Here is a 17,331-nt window from a genome sequence, read left to right on the forward strand (position 1 = left end):
CCGCCATGACAGCCAACACCATGGCGACGCAGCGCTACCGGCGCGCCTGCGACTACCTCGCGGCGAGCATGATCTACCTGCGCGACAACGTCCTGCTGCGGGAACCCCTGAAACCCGAGCACATCAAGCCGCGTCTGCTCGGCCATTGGGGAACCTGTCCCGGCATCACGTACGTGTACGCCGGGTTGAACGGCATGATCACGCGGACGAGCCAGCGGACGCTGCTGGTGACCGGACCAGGCCACGGCGCTCCGGCCGTGCACGCGAACCTGTGGATGGAAGGCACGCACGCGCTGCACGACCCGTCGTTGTCGCTCGACGAAGCCGGAATGACGGAGTTGGTGAAGCGGTTCTCCTGGCCTGGCGGGTTTCCCAGCCACCTCTCGCCGCACGTTCCCGGCGTCATCCATGAGGGCGGCGAACTGGGGTACGCGCTGCCGACGGCGGTCGGAGCCGCTCTGGACGACCCTGATCTGCTGGTCGCCTGCGTGATCGGCGACGGCGAGGCCGAGACGGGCGCCACCGCGGCGGCATGGCACGCCAACAAGTTCCTCAACCCACGTACCGACGGCCGGGTGCTGCCGATCCTGCACCTGAACGGGTACAAGATCTCCTCGCCGACCATCTACGGGTCGATGAGCGACGAGGAGCTGATCTCCTACTTCCTCGGCGCGGGCTGGTCACCGACCATTGTGGACGTCCGGCGGGACGCGGACCCCGATCTCGAACTGGCGGAGGCGTTCGACCTCGCGCTCGCGACGCCCCGGCCGATGCTGGTCGTGCGGTCGCCGAAGGGGTGGGGCCTGCCGAGCCAGGACGCGCACGGCACCCCGCTGGCGGGGACTTTCCACGCGCACCAGGTTCCGCTCGAAGACGTGGCCGACGACCCGGAGCAACTCGCGGTGCTGGAAAGGTGGCTGCGGTCCTACCGGCCGCAGGAGCTGTTCGACGACAACGGCCGCCCCCGCGACGACCTGCTCGGTGTGTTACCGCCGGAGAAGCTGCGGATGGGCCGGGTTCCGCAGGCCAACGGCGGCGCTGTGCGGCGTGACCTGCCGTTGCCGCCGTTGACCGGGCACCGTGTGGAGGTCCGCGAACCCGGCGGCGACGACGCGAGCGCGAACGCGGTGCTCGCGGGCTGGCTCGCGGAGCTGTTCGGCACCACCGAGGATCGCAGGGACTTCCGGATCGTCTGCCCGGACGAGCTGGAATCCAACAAGCTCGGTGCCGTGCTCGACGTGACCGACCGCCAGTTCACCTGGCCGGTCAACGGGTACGCCGAGCACGTCAGCCCCGGCGGTCGCGTGATCGAGGTGCTCTCCGAGCACCTGTGCCAGGGTTTCCTGCAGGGCTATCTGCTCACCGGCAGGCACGGGCTGTTCCCGTGCTACGAGGCGTTCGCCTCCATTGTGGACTCGATGGTCAACCAGTACGCCAAGTTCCTCAAGATGTCGGCCGAGGTGCCGTGGCGCGCACCGGTCGCGAGCCTGAACTACCTGCTGACCAGCGAGGGCTGGCGGCAGGAGCACAACGGCTACAGCCACCAGGGTCCCGGCTTCATCAACAACATCCTGACCAGGAAGGCGTCGGTGGCGCGGGTCTACCTGCCGCCGGACGCGAACACGCTGCTGCACACCATGCGGCACTGCCTCGCCGGGACCGACCGGATCAACCTGGTCGTCGCGGGCAAGCAGGAGTATCCGCAGTGGCTGGACTTCGACGCCGCCGGGGCGCACTGCCGTGCGGGCACCGGGGTCTGGGAATGGGCCGCCGACGACGACCAGCCCGAGGTCGTGCTGGCGTCCGCGGGAACCGTGCCGACAGTCGAGGCACTGGCTGCGGTGTCGTTGCTCCGGCAGCACGCGCCGGATCTGCGGATCCGGATGGTCAACATCGTCGACCTGCTGTCGCTGGCGCCGCCCGACCGGCACCCGCACGGACTGGGCAGCGACGCGTTCACCCGCTGTTTCGGCACTGACATCCCGGTCGTGGTGGCGTTCCACGGTTACCCGTCGGCGGTGCACGAAACTCTGCACGGCCGCCGCACACCGCAGCGGTTCCACGTGCACGGGTACCACGAGGAAGGCACGACGACGACTCCGTTCGACTTGCTGGTGGCCAATGGGATGAGCCGGTACGACCTCGCGGCGGACGCCCTTCGGCGTGCGTGGCACAGCAGCGGTGAGCCGCTTGCCACCAAGCTGATCGGTCAACGGGACACCCTGCTGCGGGCGGCGCGGCGCGACAGCGTCGACCCGCCCGAGATCACCGAATGGCGTTGGACGCCATGACCACCGTCCTCACCGTCAACCCCGGTTCGCACAGCTTGCGGCTGCACGTGATCGATTCCGACACTGACGAAGTCCTCGCCGCGACGACCAGCACGGACAAGCCGGACGCCCAATCCGCGGCCAAGGCGTTGCGCGAGTTGCTCGACGACTTCGACAAACCCGTCGCCGCGGTCGGCCACCGGCTCGTCCACGGTGGACCACACCTGCGCTCCCCCACCGTGGTCGACGACTCCGCCGTCGAGCAGGCGCGGACAGCCGCCGAACTGGCGCCCTCGCACGTCCCGATCACCCTGGACATCCTGTCCGTCGCGTGCGAACAACTCCCGGACACACCGCACGTGCTGTGCCCGGACACCGCGTTCCACGCCGGCCTGCCGGATGTGGCGACGACGTACGCGATCCCGGAGCAATGGCGACAGGACTACGGCATCCGCCGGTACGGGTTCCACGGGTTGTCCTACGCCTGGGCGACAGCACGCGCGGCGGAACTGCTCAACCGCCCGGCGGACTCGGTGAACCTCCTGCTCGCGCACCTCGGCGGCGGCTGCTCGGTCTGCGCGGTCCGTGACGGGTCCAGTGTGGACACGTCGATGGGGTTCACGCCGTTGGACGGTGTGCCGATGAGCACACGCTCCGGCGGCGTCGATCCCGGCATGCTGTTGTGGCTACTCGACCGGCTGCCCGCCGGGGAGGTCGCCGACGGCCTGTACCACCGGTCCGGCCTGCTCGGCCTGTCCGGGAGTTCGAGTGACACGAGGGATCTCGTACGAGCCGCGACAGACGGCGACGACCGTGCCCGGCTCGCCATGGACGTGTTCACACGGCGGGTCAGCCAGGCGCTCGCCGCGATGGCGGTGACGTTGCCGCGACTGGACGCGCTGGTGTTCACCGGCGAGATCGGCTGGGACCAACCGGAAGTGCGCCAGGCGGTCTGCCAGGACCTGGCCAGGATCGGTGTGCCCACCACCCTCCCCGTCGGCAACCCGACGGTCGACCGCGTGCTGTCGTCCCCGTTCGCCCCGGTCCTGGTGCTGGCGGTGGAGCCCCGCGAGGAGCTCCAGATCGCGCGGGAAACGTCACGCGCGCTGGTGGTGTGAGCGGGCCACAGCAGGGTAGCCGATGCAAGAAGGGATAACACGAACACTGGAGGCACTCGAGTGACGACCATTCAGGAATCGATCGACGTGCGCGTCCCCGTTTCCACGGCCTACAACCAGTGGACGCAGTTCGAGTCGTTCCCGTACTTCATGGACGGCGTCGAGCGCGTAGTCCAGGTGACCGACACGATGACGCACTGGGAGACCAACATCGGTGGTGTCCACAGGGAGTTCGACGCGGAGATCACCGAGCAGCACCCGGAGGAGCGCGTCGCGTGGCACGCGGTCGACGGGCAGAAGCAGGGCGGTGTGGTGACGTTCCACCGCATCGACGCCGACAACACCCGGGTGAACGTGCAGATGGAGTACGACCCCGACTCGTTCACCGAGAAGGTGGGCGCCGGACTCGGCGTGATCGACCGCAAGGTCAAGGGCGACCTGAAACGGTTCAAGGAGTTCATCGAGAACCGCGGTCAGGAAACAGGAGCATGGCGCGGCGACGTCAACCGCGCACCCCAACACGGCGAATGACCCCAGCCCGAACCTCGTGAGTGTTTGGCCGGTTCCCACCGGCCGAACACTCACGAGGTGTTTCCAAGCTCAGCAAGTGAAGTCCTCACTGGTCGCCGAGCCGATCAGGCGGAACTTGCGCTGGGTGCGTTGGTAGAACGTGGTCCGCCCGAGCCGGACCACCCGCGCCGCGCCCGGCAACGCGGTCAGGTCGATCATCGTCCCGGGCTGGACCCGGCCGATCAGCCGCCCGTCGGCCTCCAGCGCCACCTCGCTGCTGCCCGCCGCCACCTCCAGCGCGAGCTTCTCGGTCGTCGAGAGGAACAACGCGCGGTTGAACGCCGAGTGCGGGGCCGCGGGCGTCACCAGGAGACCTTCGGCGCGCGGGGACACGATCGGTCCCCCCGCCGCGAAGTTGTACGCCGTCGAGCCCGTGGGGGTGGCGACGACGACCGCGTCCGCCGCGTACTCCACGAACGGGTGACCTTCGACGTGCAGCATCACTTCCGTCATGCCGAAGCCGGGCACCCTGACCAGCGCGATGTCGTTGAACGCGACGATGTTCCGCTCCCCCATGGTCGCGCAGAGGGCTGATCTCGTCTCGACCGTGTAGCGGTGGTCGTCGATCGCGTTCAGCGCGCTGCCCAGCTCCGGGACGTCGACTTCGGCCAGGAAGCCGAGCCTGCCGAGGTTCACCCCGAGCACCGGGATCCGGTTGCCGATGCGGAACGCGCGGAGCATGGTGCCGTCGCCGCCGAGGCTGACGATAAGATCCGCCCGCTCGGGGAGTTCGTCCTCGGTCACCGGCTTCACCAAGCCGTTGGCTCTGACGACCTCCTCGGTCAGACCGAACACATCGGTCTGCCGGGCCTGTGCCCAAGCCGTGATTGTCTCGATGACCGGGACGCAGTCCCGGCGAGGGTGAAGGACCAGACCTATGGCGCGGATCAAACGGATCACCTCGGCAAGAATTGGATAACCCTGGCTACCGCAACGCGAGTTGTAATTGGCAAGATACGGCCGTTCGGGTGACGCGCGCGAGGAGGCAGCAGGGTGAACCCGCAGACGACGCAGGTCGATGACCTGCGATTGGTCGCGTTACCAACCGCCGTGAACTGCGCGGACATGTTCGTGAGGTTCGCGCTGACGGAGTGGTCGCTGCGGCAGATGCAGGACGAGGCCAGCGGCGTGGCGTGCGAGCTGGTGCGCGCGGTGGTGCGCGCGAGCGACACGAAAGTGCCAGGTTTCATCACATTGCGGTTACGACTGCACGGTGACGTCCTCGTGATCGAGGTCGAGGACGCCGCCTCGCAGCCGCCTGTGGTGCCGGAGACCCTGGCCGGCCGGAAAAGCGGGGTGATGTCGCTGCAGGGCGGCGGAAACCTGATCTGGTGCGAGGTGGGCCTCCCGGTCGGGATGAACGCCTCAGCGGTGCCGCTACCCCGCCGGGAGCGCCGCAAGCCGCCGCAGAGCGCGGCGTCCGCCGAACCGGAGCCCGCGGACGTGGACGACGAGTTCTTCGAGCGCCTGTTGTCGAAGCTCAACCGCCCTGGAGAGCCACCCAGGGACAACGGCCCGCACGGGCTGCGGTAGAACACCCGTGTGACCAAAGGTTCGACGTCCGACGACCCGTTGCGAGTGGACCGGCGGGTGCTAGGCCCTGCGGTCGTGCTGCACGTGGCCGGCGAGATCGACATGAGCACCGCGCCGATCCTGGCCGAAGCGTGCGACCAGGTGATCGACTCGTCGGCCGACCGGCTGGTCGTCGACCTGACCGACGTGACGTTCTTCGGATCGGCCGGGCTCGCCGTGCTGCTGGACGCCCGCAGGCGCGGCGAGCAGGCAGGCGTCCAGGTCAGGCTGGTCGCGGGCAACCGCCCGGTGCTGCGCTCGATCGAGATCGCGGGTGTGCAGGAGATGCTGCCGGTCTATCCGGACGTGGACGGCGCGTTGGCCTGACCCCCGCCCAGCCACCCCCGTTCTGTGCAACCAATGTGGCCTTCGTTGCGGTTTCCGCTACCAATGTGGCATTGGTAGCCATATTCGTTGCGCTCAGCGCGGATCGGTGGACAGCAGGCCGAACAACAGGTCGTCGGTCCACTCGCCCTTGATCCACGTGTTGCGGCGCAGCAGCCCCTCCCGCTGAAACCCGACTTTCCGGAGCAATCGGGCGGACGCCTCGTTGCGGGCGTCGCATTCGGCGGAGATCCGGTGCAGGCCCCGGTCGGCGAACAGGTGCTCCACGACGCGCCGAACGGCCTCGGTGCCGTAGCCCTTGCCCTGGTGCCCGGCGTCGAGGGTGAAGCCGATCTCGCCCTGCATCAGGTTGTCGTGCACGTTCACGCCGATGTCACCGATGAGCAGGCCGCCGAGGTCGACCGCCCACTGGTACCACCCGCTCGCCACCGGGTCGCCCGCGCCGTACGCCACGACCGTCTCGGCAGCCTGCTCAGGCGTGAGCGGGGTGTCCCACGACTGGTACCTGGCCACCACGGGATCCGAGCGGTACGCGGCGAAAGCCGCCGCGTCCTCCGCCCGGAACGCCCGAATGGCCAGGCGCCCAGTCGTCAGCACAGTCGTCGGCACGTCAGCCGCCCGGCATCACGATCACGTTGGACGGCACCGTGGTGTCGTTGCGCAGCGCCTCGAACAGGGCCTTGGACTTGGCCTCGTCCCACAGGATCACCGACCCGATCTTCGACACGGTCTTGGTACCGCTGAACGGCACGCTCGTGCTCACGGTGGACCCGCTGCTGGCGCCCGCGATGGCGAACCCGAGGCTGGGCAGGTTGTGCAGGTGGTCGCCCTCGCCGAGGGTGATCGCGTCCGGCGCGTCGGCCAGCAGCGGCACCAGCCGGAACGGGTTGAGCACCGTGCCGGGACTGGCGACCTTGTCCATCAGCGCCGAGATGAACTGGCGTTGCCGGATGACGCGGTCGAGATCGGCGCGCGGCCCGACTCGCGTCCGGACGTAGCCCAGCGCGTTGGCCCCGTCGAGCTCCTGGCACCCGGCTGGCAGGTCGATCCCGGCCAGCGGGTCCTTGAGCGGCTTGTCCAGGCACATCTCCACGCCGCCGACCGCGTCGACGACGCTGGCGAACCCGCCGAAGCCGATCTCGATGTAGTGGTCCAGCCGCAGGTTGGTGTTCTTCTCCACGGTCTGCGCCAACAGCTTCGGGCCGCCGAACGCGTACGCGGCGTTCAGCTTGTTCTTGCCCTTGCCCGGGATGTCCACATAGGAGTCCCGCAGCAGGCTGACCATCGTCGGCTTCTCGTTGTTGTCCGGCATGTGCAGCAGCAGCATCGTGTCGGTGCGCTGGCCCTTGGCGTCCCCTGTGGCCAGTCGCTCCTGTTCCTCGACGTCGAGGCCCTGCCTGCTGTCCGAGCCGACGATCAGCCAGTTCGTGCCCTTGCCCGCGGCCGGGCGGCCGGGGTAGTCCTCCAGCGCGTTGACCCGGTTGAAGGACGATTCGAGGTAGATCCACGTCGCCGCGATCAGCACGACGATCGCGAGCAGGATGATCAGCAGGATCCGGCCGACCCGGCGCTTGCGCCGCGGTGGCCGCCCGCTCGACCCGTACTGGGGTACCTGCTGGCCAGGGTCCTGCGGTGGTGGCGGCGGCTGGCGGTAGCCGCCTTGCGGCCGCCGGTCATAGCCCTGGTCCTGCCGACCGTAGCCCTGGTTGTGGCGGTTGTGGTCCTGGCCGCGCTGCGGAGCACCTCCCGGTATGCGGAAGGTTCCTGCCTGGCCGTCCCTCGGACCGTGCGGCTGACTCATCCTCGTCCTCATGTGTGTCCCCCGACTTTTCAAGGATGTTCACAGGACGTGACACCACATGCCGAGGTTGCGTGCACACACCCTACGGAGTCACCTCATCACGCCTCGCGTGAGTGCGCGAGCTGACCCGTGACGAACTCCCGTACCAGGTCACGCCACACCCGGGGCTTGCGCAGCAGGGCGTGCGTCTCGCCGTCGACCCACCGCAGATCCACCCGATCGGTCACCCCTTCGGCCCGCCGCGCGTAATCCCGCGTCTTGCGAGGATCGGTGACCCGGTCGAGCGTGCCGTGTGCGACGAACACAGCCCGCCCGGCCAGCTGCTGAACCGGATCGCTGGGCTCACACCACGGGGCCAACGCGCACACACCGGTGACAGCGGGGTGGTCGGCGACCCGGAAGGCGACCCGCCCGCCCATCGAGTGACCGATGACGACCACGGGAACCCCGGGGAACCTGCCCTGGACCTCGTCGAGGGCCCACCGCGCGTCCACAACGGGGTCGAGCCGCGGCGCGTTCCACCCACGGAGCCGGTTGACCAGCTGGAACACAGCGACGCCGTCGATCCGCGCGAGATCACGGCCGAACAGCGCCATACGCAGGTAGGCCAGCCCGTAGCGGGGCATCGGCTGTTCTCCGTGCTCACGACCGCCGTGCAGCAGGAGGGTGACCACCCGTGGGTCGTTGGAACCGAGCTGGTGCAGATGAGGGCCGGACATATTAGCCACCCTAACCATTCGGCGCCCGGCCCCAGCCGGATTGCGGCGATCCCGGGGGGATACTCGACGAGTGATCGAGCACATCGGGATCAGCACAGACCAGGGCCGCTTCGACGCGTTGGCGGCGGGCCCGGACGACGGACGGGGCGTGCTCCTGCTGCACGGGTTCCCCCAGGCGTCGACGGAATGGGAGCACCAGCTGGCGACCCTGTCGGCGGCGGGCCACCGGGCGATCGCACCGGACCAACGCGGCTACTCCCCCGACGTCCGCCCGGAGCGGCCGGAGGACTACAGCATCGAGGACCTGGCCGCGGACGTGATCAGCATGGCCGACGAACTGGGCTGGACGAAGTTCGACCTGGTCGGCCACGACTGGGGCGGACACGTCGCATGGCACACGGCGGCCGGGCACCCGGACCGGATCCGAACACTGACGGCGGTCTCGATCCCCCACCCGGGTGCCTACGCCCACGCGCTGAAGACCGACGAGGACCAGCGTCAACGCTCCTCCTACATCCCGACACTGCAGAACGTCCGAGGAGCGGAGAAACAACTGCTGGCCAACAACGCGGCGGCACTGAAACAGCTCTACGAAGGCGCAGTCCCCCGCGACCACGTCAGGGAGTACGTCGAACGCCTCTCGGAACCAGGAGCACTGGCAGCGGCCCTGAACTGGTACCGAGGCATCAAGTACAGCGGGAAAACCGACAAGGTGAAGGTCCCGACCCTCTACGTGTGGGGAACGGAGGACGTCGCCTTCGGATCGACGGCGGCACTGGCGACCGAGGACTGGGTGGAAGGCCCCTACCGCTTCGAGATGTTCCAGGACATCGGCCACTGGCTGCCGGAACAGGCGGACGAAGGCCTGAGCCGACTCCTGCTGGAACACCTGTCCCAGCATGGCTGAAACACGGGTGGCGGGCCTGGTCCTGGCGGCCGGAGCGGGCAGTAGATACGGAATGCCCAAGGCAAGAGTCCACTTCCAGGGCGAACTCCTCGTCCAACGAGCGGTCCGAGTGCTGACGGGGGGTGGCTGCTGCCCCGTCCTCGCGGTACTGGGCGCGGACAGCGAGGTGGTCCGCGAAGAAGCACCAGACCTCAACGCCGTCGACAATCCCGACTGGCAACAGGGAATGGGATCGTCACTGAGAGTCGGCTTGAAAACCCTGGGAGAAGCGGACGCGGTGATCATCCTCCCGGTGGACACCCCGGGAATCAGCGCGGAGGCGATCACCCGGCTGCAAAAGCTGGCGAGCCCCGACGCCTTGCTGCGAGCCAGCTACCACGGCGAACCGGGCCACCCGGTCCTGATCGGAAGACAACACTGGGAAGGCGTGTACGAACTGGCAACGGGAGACGCGGGAGCGCGAGAGTACCTGCGCAGGCACAAGCCGGACCTGATCCCCTGCGAGGACGTGGCAGAGGGCTCCGATGTGGACACCCCAGACCAGCTGCCGATGACTCTTGACGCCCACCCCCGAGTGGTATAGACCATTGCGAGGTCGACCGAGGAGGAACCCGAGCATGGCCGTATTCGGCAACCTGGTCAGAGATCACCTGACCCAGGTCGAAAAGCACAACGCCGACGCGTTGAACAACGTCGCCGAACTGTTCCTCGGCAGCATCAGGGCCGGCGGTCTGGTGCTGACCGGCGGTGCCGGTCACTCGCTGGCGGTCGTCGCCGAGACGTTCTACCGCGCGGGCGGCCTGGCCTGCGTGTACCCGCTGTACCACCCCCAGATCCAACCGCTGCACGGCGCCCGCGCGTCCACCAGCGCGGAGCGGATCAGCGGCCTCGCCGACGACGTTTTCGGCAAGGTCGGGCTCAGCGGCCACGACGTGCTGGTGGTCTTCTCCACCTCCGGCGTGAACCCGTACCCGGTCGAACTGGCGATCGCCGCGCAGAACGCGGGCATGCCGGTCGTCGCGGTCACGTCCTCGCATGCCAACGCGGCGGCGCCGCGCCGGGCGGACACCACGCTCGCCGAGAACGCCTCCATCGTGCTGGACACGCTCGTGGCGCCCGGCGACTCCAGCTACCCGCCGGAGGCACCGGTCACCTCGGCGCTGTCCACTGTGGCCAACGCCTTCCTGTGGGGCGAGATCCTCGCCCGCCTGGTCGACAAGGCCACGGCCGCCGGTGTGGAGATCCCGCTGTGGCGCAGCTCCAACGTGCCCGGCGGCGACGAGGCCAACCAGCGCTACCTCGACCTGTACGGGCCCCGCGTCCCGCAGCTCTGACCAGGACGGACATCGGGGTCCCTCATCGAGCAGGGGCCTCGATGCCCGCCCTGGGCCGGGCGAACTGCGTGGTGTGCAGTTCGGCGTACCGGCCGTCGCGGTCGAGCAGTTCGGCGTGGGTGCCGCGCTCGACGATCCGGCCGCCTTCCACCACCAGGATCTGGTCGGCCGCGCGGATGGTGGACAGCCGGTGCGCGATCACGATCGCCGTCCGGCCGTCCAGCGCGTGCACGAGCGCCTCCTGCACCGCCGCCTCCGATTCGGAGTCCAGGTGCGCGGTGGCCTCGTCGAGGATCACCACGCGCTGGTCGGCCAGCAGCAGCCGGGCGATCGTCAGGCGTTGCCTTTCCCCGCCGGACAGCCGGTACCCGCGTTCGCCGACGACCGTGTCCAGGCCGTCCGGCAGTGCGGCGATCAACTCGGTGAGCCTGGCGCGGTCGAGCGCCGAGGCGATCTCCTCGTCGGTGGCTCCCGGGCGGGCGTAGGCCACGTTGGCGCGGATGGTGTCGTGGAACAGGTGCCCGTCCTGGGTCACCACGCCGACGGTGTCCCGCAGCGAGTCGAACGAGAGGTCTCTGACGTCCACACCGGACAGACGAACCGCTCCGCTGTCCACATCGTACAATCGGGGCACCAGCGACGCGATCGTCGACTTGCCTGCGCCCGATGATCCGACGAGTGCGACCATCTGACCGGGCTCGGCGCGGAAGTCGATGCCGTGCAACACTTCCCTGCCACCGCGGGTGTCGAGCGCCGCGACCTCCTCCAGCGACGCCAGCGAGACCTTCTCGGCCGCCGGGTAGGCGAACCGCACAACGTCGAACTCGACCGCGACGCCGCCACCGGCGGGCACCGCGCGGGCGTCCGGCTTCTCGGCGATCATCGGTTCCAGGTCGAGCACCTCGAAGACCCGTTCGAACGACACGAGCGCGGTCATAACGTCGACCCGCACGTTGGCCAGCGCCGTCAACGGCGAGTACAGCCGCGTCAGCAGCAATGCCAGCGCGACGACGGTGCCGGGCGCGAGTTCGCCGCGGATCGCCAGCCACCCCCCGAGGCCGTAGACCAACGCCTGCGCCAATGCGGAAACCAGTGTCAGGCTGGTCATGAACCAGCGGGTCGCCATCGCGTTCTTGATGCCGATGTCCCGGACCCTGCCCGCTTTCGACCCGAATTCCTCCGCCTCCGCCTTCGGGTGGCCGAAAAGCTTGACCAATGTCGCGCCCGGCGCGGAAAAACGTTCGGTCATCTGCGTTGTCATCGACGCGTTCAACCCGGACGCCTCGCGCTGCAGATCGGCGAGCCTGCGCCCGACGCGCTTCGCGGGCAGTACGAACACCGGCAGCAGGACCAGCGCCAAGGCCGTCACCTGCCAGGACAGCGTGAGCATCACGGCGAGGGAGAGCGCGAGCTGGATCACGTTGGCGACAAGCCCCGACAGGGTGGACGTGAACGCGCGTTGCGCACCCATCACGTCGTTGTTGAGCCGCGACACCAGCGCGCCCGTCCTCGTCCTGGTGAAGAACGCGACCGGCATCCGCTGCACGTGTCCGAAAACCGAACGGCGCAGATCGAAGATCACTCCTTCGCCGATTCGCGCGGACTGCCAGCGCTCGACCAATCCGAGTCCCGCGTCGAGTACCGCGAGTGCCGCAATCAGCACGGCGAGCCAAATCACCAAAGACGCGTCACGACCACCGACAATCGCGTCGACGACCCGTCCGGCAAGCAATGGTGTCGTCACTGCCAGCACCGCCGACGCGACCGTGAGTATCAGAAACGCAATCAGCATCTTCCGATGGGGTTTGGCAAAACGCAGTACCCGCCGAACTGTGCCTTTCCGAACGCCCTTTGGGGCGTCGGCACCGCGCGCCGCCCCCATCAACAGACTCCAGGTTCCGTCCACCCCAGCACTCCCTCTCTCCGCTGGAGACAACACCCCTGAACTGCTGTCCCTTCCCCATCGGTACAGTTTTCGCTGTGGGCGATCGGCGCAGGGCTCTGGGGTTGGACATCGCCATCTACGCGGCGTGCGCTGTGTTCGCCATCGTCACCGCGCTGTGGTCGGAGTTCTACGGCTACCGGATCTGGGGCAACTTCGCGTCGTTCGCGTACGTGTTCGGCGCGCTGCACGCGGTCTGGCTGCTGACCACGACCGGCACCGGGTGGCTGCGGTCACGCTGGATCCCGGTCGGGCTGGTCGGCGGCGTCGGCATGCTCGCCCCGCTGCTCGTGCTGATCTTCCGCAGGCTGACCGGCTCGGACTGGGTGATCAAACCGTTCCAGTGGTCCGCCCAGCCGGAGGTCTGGGTGATCGAGCGCTCGGCGAGCCTGCTGTTCGACACCGGGACGCCCTACGTGGACATCGCCGCGCTGCCGCGCCCGCCGGAGGTCAACGACTACACCCCCTACGGCCCGGCGATGACGATCTTCGGCATGCCGCGGGCGTTGCTGGGCGGCGCGATCACCGACGCGCGGATCGTGTTCGCGCTCACCGCGATCGCCACCGTGCTGCTCAGCCTGAAACTCCTCGGCTGGCCGAAGCCGCCGGTCCGTGCCGCGCACCTGGCGCTGGTGAGCCCGCTGACCGCGCTGACGTTCGCCGTCGCCGGTCCGGACCTGGCCATCATCGGCCTGATCATCCTCGCGGGCGCGCTCGCCGCGCGGCGCAAGGTGGTGTGGTGCGCGCTCGTGCTGGCCCTGGTGGTCAGCATGAAGCTGAGCGCGCTCCCAGCCGTGGTGGTGATCGTGTTCCACGTCGTCACCACCAGGGCCGGTCGCGCGTCACTGCTCAGGTTCGCCACCGCGGTCATCGGGGTCACCGCGCTGCTGAACATCCCGGTGTTGATCGTCCACCCGGGAGCCTTCATCGAACACGTGATCAAGTTCCCGTCCGGGACGGGCCTGATCACCTCACCAGCGGCAAGCCCACTGCCTGGTCATTTGATCTCGAGTGCCGGCCAGGTGGGGCATGCAGTCGCACTCGTTCTGCTCGGGCTCACCGCTCTGGCGCTGACCGTCTGGCTGTTCGTCCGCCCACCGGCGACCGGCTCGGACACGATGCTCAAGGCCGCGATCGGACTCGGCGCCGCGATCCTGATGGTGCCCGCCAGCCGATACGGCTACCTCGTGTACCCACTCGTGCTGTGGGGGGCCGCGATGACGTTCGCGGTGGCCGAGCGGGCCGCTCCCCGGCCGGCCGAACCGCAAGATCTGTCGGTGTCACAGGCCCGGTAGAACACGGGTATGCAGCGAGAACAGCCCAGACAGCCGCTACTTCTTCTTGGTACGCGTGGCACCGCCACGGCCACGCAGCTGCACCCCGGACTCCGACAGAACCCGGTGCACGAAACCGTACGACCGGCCCGTCGACTCAGCCAAAGCGCGGATGCTGGCACCCTTTTCGTACTTCTTCTTCAGATCAGCGGCTAGCTTGTCGCGCGTACTTCCAGTAATGCGCGCGCCTTTCTTGAGGTCAGCCACGTCTCCGCCTTCCGTAGCGAGTAACTAGGGTCACATGCGACCCCTGCGCCCGCAATGATCGAACACGGAAGCGCGGAACGCCAGGCGAGTTGCAAAAATCATCATGAAGTCGCCCACTCGCACTACTCCATCCGAGTGGATCACCGATGATCGAGGCGCATCCGTGCGGGATTCAGGCCAACTGGACCAACTCAAGATAGTCTGGGGACCAATGATCCTCTGTGCCGTCCGGCAGCAGGATCACGCGCTCCGGCTCCAGCGCCTCGACCGCACCGGGGTCGTGGGTGACGAGCACGACCGCGCCCGTGTAGCGGCGCAACGCGTCCAGAACCTGTTCGCGGCTGGCCGGGTCGAGGTTGTTGGTCGGCTCGTCGAGCAGCAACACGTTGGCCGCACTGGAGACCAGGCCGGCCAGCGCGAGCCGGGTCTTCTCGCCGCCGGACAGCGTTCCCGCGGGCTGGTCCAACTGCTCCCCGGTGAACAGGAACGTGCCGAGCAGCGTGCGAAGTTGCTGCTCAGGCGTGTCCGGGGCGGCGTGCCGGATGTTCTGCCACACGCTGGCCGCGTGGTCGAGCGTCTCGTGTTCCTGCGCGTAGTAGCCCAGCCGCATGCCATGTCCGGGTAGGACAGTGCCGGCGTCGGCGGGCTCCATCCCGCCGAGCAGCCGCAGCAACGTGGTCTTGCCCGCGCCGTTGAGGCCGAGCACGACGACCTTGGAGCCGCGGTCGATGGCCAGGTCGACCCCGGTGAACACCTCGAGCGAGCCGTAGACCTTGGTCAGGCCCTCCGCGGTCAACGGGGTACGGCCGCACGGCGCCGGATCGGGGAACTTGATCCTGGCGACCTTGTCGGACTGGCGCTCCGCCTCGAGTCCGGACAGCAGCTTCTGCGCGCGCTTGGCCATGTTCTGCGCGGCAACGGCCTTCGTGGCCTTGGCGCGCATCTTGTCGGCCTGCGCCATCAGCGCGCCTGCCTTCTTCTCCGCGTTCGCGCGTTCGCGGCGGCGGCGCTTCTCGTCGGTGGCACGGGCTTCGAGGTACTTCTTCCAGCCCATGTTGTACAGATCGAGTTCGCCGCGGTTGGCGTCGAGGAACCAGACCTTGTTCACGACCGCGTCGAGCAGTTCGACGTCGTGGCTGATCACGACCAGTCCGCCGTCGTGCGACTTGAGGAAGGTGCGCAGCCAGTTGATCGAGTCCGCGTCCAGGTGGTTGGTCGGCTCGTCGAGCAGCAGGATCGTGCTGGACTTGCCGCCGGCGCCCGCGTCGGACGCGGCGAACAGGATCCGGGAGAGCTCGACCCGGCGGCGCTGGCCACCGGAGAGCGTGCCCATCGGCTGGGCGAGCACCCGGTCGGCCAGACCGAGGTTGCTGCAGATCCGCGCGGCCTCGCTTTCCGCGGCGTAGCCGCCGAGCGCGGCGAAGCGCTCCTCCAGCTTGCCGTACTTCTCGACCGCCTTCTCCCTGGCGCGCTCGTCGACCAGCTCGGCCATGGCCGTCTGCGCCTTCTCCATCTCGCGCAGCAGATGGTCGAGACCACGCGCGGACAGCACGCGGTCCTTGGCCGTGACCGACAGGTCGCCTTCGCGCGGGTCCTGCGGGAGGTAGCCGACCTCGCTGGTGCGCCGCACGGCGCCCGCGTACGGCTGACCCTCGCCTGCGAGCACCTTCAGCGAGGTGGTCTTGCCCGCGCCGTTGCGGCCGACCAGGCCGATGCGGTCGCCCGGCTGGACACGCAGTGTCGTTTCCGAGAGCAGGATGCGCGAGCCAGCGCGCAGCTCCAGATCGATAGCAGTGATCACCAGTAGGGCTCCGTAGACAAGTGGCACGCGGTGGCGACCACGGTTCTCTAGTTTACAGGCCCCCGGCGAACGGTTTTTGCCGCGCCGGGCGACTCAGTGTCCACAATAGACGGGACGGGCCGGGCACTTCGCGCGTTCCGCCGGGTGCGTGTCACCATCTTGACCATGAGCAAGCCGCCCCCGAGCAAGTCCCGCGGCTCCCGGATGGAGCGGATCGCCGAGAGTTCCAGCGCGACCAACCTGGAACTGTTCTTCGACCTGGTCTTCGTGTTCGCGTTGACGCAGGTCACAGCCCTGATGGCGGAGAAGCCGGACGCTGAGGGGCTGCTGCGCGGAGCGCTGCTGCTCAGCGTGATCTGGTGGTCGTGGATCGGGTACTCCTGGTTGTCCAATTTGGTCAAGGCGGACGAGGGGCCTGCCCGCACCGCGATGCTCGCCGCGATGGGTGCGATGTTCCTGCTCGCGCTGGCCATCCCCGAGGCGTTCGACGACCTGCCAGGTGGCCTGGACGGGCCGCTGGTGCTGGCGTTCTGCTACCTGCTGGTGCGGGTGGTGCACGTCTGGCTGTTCTGGATCGCCGCCGAGGACGACGCCGGGCTGCGTGCCCAGATCCTCCGGTTCGTGCCGTCCATGGTCGGCGGGACGGCCCTGCTGGCGATCGCGTCGCAGCTCACGGGCACGGCGCAGACGTTGCTGTGGGCGGCCGCGGTGCTGGCCGACTACGGCGGCACGTACCTGATCGGCACGTCGGGCTGGCGGCTGAACTCGGCGAGGCACTTCGCCGAGCGCTACGGACTGATCATCATGATCGCGCTGGGCGAGTCGATCGTCGCGATCGGCGTCGGCGTCACCCACCTGGCGATCTCCTGGCCTATCGTGCTGGCGGCCGTGCTCGGCCTGGCCATCGCCGCGGCGCTGTGGTGGTCGTACTTCGACACGCACGTGATCATCTGTGAGCGCGCGCTGAGCGAGGCCAAGGGCGACGAACGGGTCAGCATGGGCCGGACGGCGTTCACCTACCTGCACCTGCCGCTGCTGATCGGCATCGTCCTGCTCGCTCTCGGCCTGAAGAAGGTCCTCGGCTACGTCGGCGGCGAGCACGGCCACACCCTGTCCGACCCGCTCTACGGCGCGCCGCTGTGGGCGATGTACGGCGGGGTGGCGCTGTTCATGTTCGGTTACGCCGCGGTGGCGTGGCGCTGCATCCGGAGCCTGAAGGTGCAGCGGGTGATCCTCGGCGCCGTCCTGCTCGGCCTGGTGCCGCTGGTGGCGAACCTGCCCGCGATGGCCAGCCTCGGCGTGCTGACCGCGCTGCTGATCGGCCTGGTCGTCTTCGAGTGGTTCAAGTACCACGACCTGCGGCACGAGATCCGGCACGCGGAGCACTGAGCGTGGGGCCGGGCACGTGGCC

At 68.5% G+C, this 17,331-nt stretch carries 17 protein-coding genes; 10 read left to right on the plus strand and 7 right to left on the minus strand.

All coding sequences use genetic code 11. From position 1 onward, the window contains the following. Positions 1-5 precede the first annotated feature (5 nt). Genes ALI144C_RS03885 through ALI144C_RS03895 form a run of 3 tightly spaced genes read left to right on the plus strand, consistent with a single transcriptional unit; the run spans position 6 to position 3,919 of the window. Complete coding sequence (locus ALI144C_RS03885) at positions 6-2,291, plus strand: phosphoketolase family protein (RefSeq protein WP_076985608.1); 2,286 nt, start codon at positions 6-8, stop codon at positions 2,289-2,291. After that, a complete protein-coding gene (locus ALI144C_RS03890) occupies positions 2,288-3,388 on the plus strand; it encodes an acetate/propionate family kinase (protein WP_076985677.1) in 1,101 nt (366 codons plus the stop codon). The genes ALI144C_RS03885 and ALI144C_RS03890 overlap by 4 nt, the downstream gene beginning before the upstream one ends. 60 nt (positions 3,389-3,448) lie before the next feature. Next, positions 3,449-3,919, plus strand: a complete 471-nt coding sequence (locus tag ALI144C_RS03895) for an SRPBCC family protein (protein WP_076985609.1) — start codon at positions 3,449-3,451, stop codon at positions 3,917-3,919. A gap of 69 nt (positions 3,920-3,988) precedes the next feature. On the opposite strand, the gene ALI144C_RS03900 is transcribed toward ALI144C_RS03895, so the two are convergent. Beyond that, entirely contained in the window at positions 3,989-4,858 is an 870-nt protein-coding gene (locus ALI144C_RS03900; RefSeq protein WP_237773959.1) for an NAD(+)/NADH kinase, read from the minus strand. A gap of 93 nt (positions 4,859-4,951) precedes the next feature. Between ALI144C_RS03900 and ALI144C_RS03905 the strand changes: the two genes are divergently transcribed. Then, positions 4,952-5,491 carry a hypothetical protein gene (locus ALI144C_RS03905; protein ID WP_076985610.1) on the plus strand — a complete coding sequence of 180 codons (540 nt, stop codon included), beginning with the start codon at positions 4,952-4,954 and terminating at the stop codon, positions 5,489-5,491. Positions 5,492-5,500: 9 nt separating this feature from the next. After that, positions 5,501-5,857 (plus strand): STAS domain-containing protein, encoded by a 357-nt coding sequence (locus ALI144C_RS03910; protein ID WP_083752689.1) that lies wholly within the window; start codon positions 5,501-5,503, stop codon positions 5,855-5,857. A 93-nt stretch (positions 5,858-5,950) separates the two neighbouring features. On the opposite strand, the gene ALI144C_RS03915 is transcribed toward ALI144C_RS03910, so the two are convergent. The 3 genes from ALI144C_RS03915 to ALI144C_RS03925 all read right to left on the minus strand — a co-directional run bounded on the left by ALI144C_RS03915 (position 5,951) and on the right by ALI144C_RS03925 (position 8,395). Further along, positions 5,951-6,484 (minus strand): GNAT family N-acetyltransferase, encoded by a 534-nt coding sequence (locus ALI144C_RS03915; RefSeq protein WP_237773960.1) that lies wholly within the window; start codon positions 6,482-6,484, stop codon positions 5,951-5,953. Between the two features lies 1 nt (position 6,485). Then, positions 6,486-7,676 (minus strand): LCP family protein, encoded by a 1,191-nt coding sequence (locus ALI144C_RS03920; RefSeq protein ID WP_076985611.1) that lies wholly within the window; start codon positions 7,674-7,676, stop codon positions 6,486-6,488. A 98-nt stretch (positions 7,677-7,774) separates the two neighbouring features. Next, complete coding sequence (locus tag ALI144C_RS03925) at positions 7,775-8,395, minus strand: alpha/beta hydrolase (protein WP_076985612.1); 621 nt, start codon at positions 8,393-8,395, stop codon at positions 7,775-7,777. Positions 8,396-8,465: 70 nt separating this feature from the next. On the opposite strand from ALI144C_RS03925, the gene ALI144C_RS03930 reads away from it, so the two are divergent. Genes ALI144C_RS03930 through ALI144C_RS03940 form a run of 3 tightly spaced genes read left to right on the plus strand, consistent with a single transcriptional unit; the run spans position 8,466 to position 10,636 of the window. Then, positions 8,466-9,302, plus strand: a complete 837-nt coding sequence (locus ALI144C_RS03930; RefSeq protein WP_076985613.1) for an alpha/beta fold hydrolase — start codon at positions 8,466-8,468, stop codon at positions 9,300-9,302. Then, positions 9,295-9,885, plus strand: coding sequence for a nucleotidyltransferase family protein (locus ALI144C_RS03935; protein ID WP_076985614.1), 591 nt, complete (start codon positions 9,295-9,297; stop codon positions 9,883-9,885). The genes ALI144C_RS03930 and ALI144C_RS03935 overlap by 8 nt, the downstream gene beginning before the upstream one ends. 34 nt (positions 9,886-9,919) lie before the next feature. Beyond that, positions 9,920-10,636 (plus strand): sugar isomerase domain-containing protein, encoded by a 717-nt coding sequence (locus ALI144C_RS03940; protein WP_076985615.1) that lies wholly within the window; start codon positions 9,920-9,922, stop codon positions 10,634-10,636. A 22-nt stretch (positions 10,637-10,658) separates the two neighbouring features. Here ALI144C_RS03940 and ALI144C_RS03945 read toward each other — a convergent pair whose 3' ends face one another. Then, on the minus strand, positions 10,659-12,518 hold the full coding sequence (locus ALI144C_RS03945) for an ABC transporter ATP-binding protein (protein ID WP_143230387.1): 1,860 nt from the start codon (positions 12,516-12,518) through the stop codon (positions 10,659-10,661). 98 nt (positions 12,519-12,616) lie between these two features. Here ALI144C_RS03945 and ALI144C_RS03950 point away from each other — a divergent pair, with 98 nt between their 5' ends. Continuing rightward, positions 12,617-13,873 (plus strand): glycosyltransferase 87 family protein, encoded by a 1,257-nt coding sequence (locus ALI144C_RS03950; protein WP_193441149.1) that lies wholly within the window; start codon positions 12,617-12,619, stop codon positions 13,871-13,873. A gap of 36 nt (positions 13,874-13,909) precedes the next feature. Here ALI144C_RS03950 and ALI144C_RS03955 read toward each other — a convergent pair whose 3' ends face one another. Both ALI144C_RS03955 and ALI144C_RS03960 read right to left on the minus strand, forming a co-directional pair. Then, the gene (locus tag ALI144C_RS03955; protein ID WP_033391619.1) at positions 13,910-14,119 is read right to left on the minus strand and encodes a helix-turn-helix domain-containing protein; all 210 of its coding nucleotides are present in this window, start codon (positions 14,117-14,119) and stop codon (positions 13,910-13,912) included. A 172-nt stretch (positions 14,120-14,291) separates the two neighbouring features. Continuing rightward, positions 14,292-15,920, minus strand: coding sequence for an ABC-F family ATP-binding cassette domain-containing protein (locus ALI144C_RS03960; RefSeq protein WP_076985617.1), 1,629 nt, complete (start codon positions 15,918-15,920; stop codon positions 14,292-14,294). A 165-nt stretch (positions 15,921-16,085) separates the two neighbouring features. Here ALI144C_RS03960 and ALI144C_RS03965 point away from each other — a divergent pair, with 165 nt between their 5' ends. After that, positions 16,086-17,309 carry a low temperature requirement protein A gene (locus tag ALI144C_RS03965; RefSeq protein ID WP_237773962.1) on the plus strand — a complete coding sequence of 408 codons (1,224 nt, stop codon included), beginning with the start codon at positions 16,086-16,088 and terminating at the stop codon, positions 17,307-17,309. Positions 17,310-17,331: the final 22 nt, after the last annotated feature.

This window comes from Actinosynnema sp. ALI-1.44 (genome assembly GCF_001984155.1).
In the GTDB taxonomy this organism is placed as follows: Bacteria; Actinomycetota; Actinomycetes; order Mycobacteriales; family Pseudonocardiaceae; genus Kibdelosporangium.

Bases quoted from the DNA above. Each gene is read 5' to 3' on its own strand.
- ALI144C_RS03885 (WP_076985608.1), top strand. From the start codon at position 6: ATGACAGCCAACACCATGGCGACGCAGCGCTACCGGCGCGCCTGCGAC.
- ALI144C_RS03890 (WP_076985677.1), top strand. From the start codon at position 2,288: ATGACCACCGTCCTCACCGTCAACCCCGGTTCGCACAGCTTGCGGCTG.
- ALI144C_RS03920 (WP_076985611.1), bottom strand. From the start codon at position 7,676: ATGAGTCAGCCGCACGGTCCGAGGGACGGCCAGGCAGGAACCTTCCGC.
- ALI144C_RS03925 (WP_076985612.1), bottom strand. From the start codon at position 8,395: ATGTCCGGCCCTCATCTGCACCAGCTCGGTTCCAACGACCCACGGGTG.
- ALI144C_RS03935 (WP_076985614.1), top strand. From the start codon at position 9,295: ATGGCTGAAACACGGGTGGCGGGCCTGGTCCTGGCGGCCGGAGCGGGC.
- ALI144C_RS03940 (WP_076985615.1), top strand. From the start codon at position 9,920: ATGGCCGTATTCGGCAACCTGGTCAGAGATCACCTGACCCAGGTCGAA.
- ALI144C_RS03945 (WP_143230387.1), bottom strand. From the start codon at position 12,518: ATGGGGGCGGCGCGCGGTGCCGACGCCCCAAAGGGCGTTCGGAAAGGC.
- ALI144C_RS03965 (WP_237773962.1), top strand. From the start codon at position 16,086: ATGAGCAAGCCGCCCCCGAGCAAGTCCCGCGGCTCCCGGATGGAGCGG.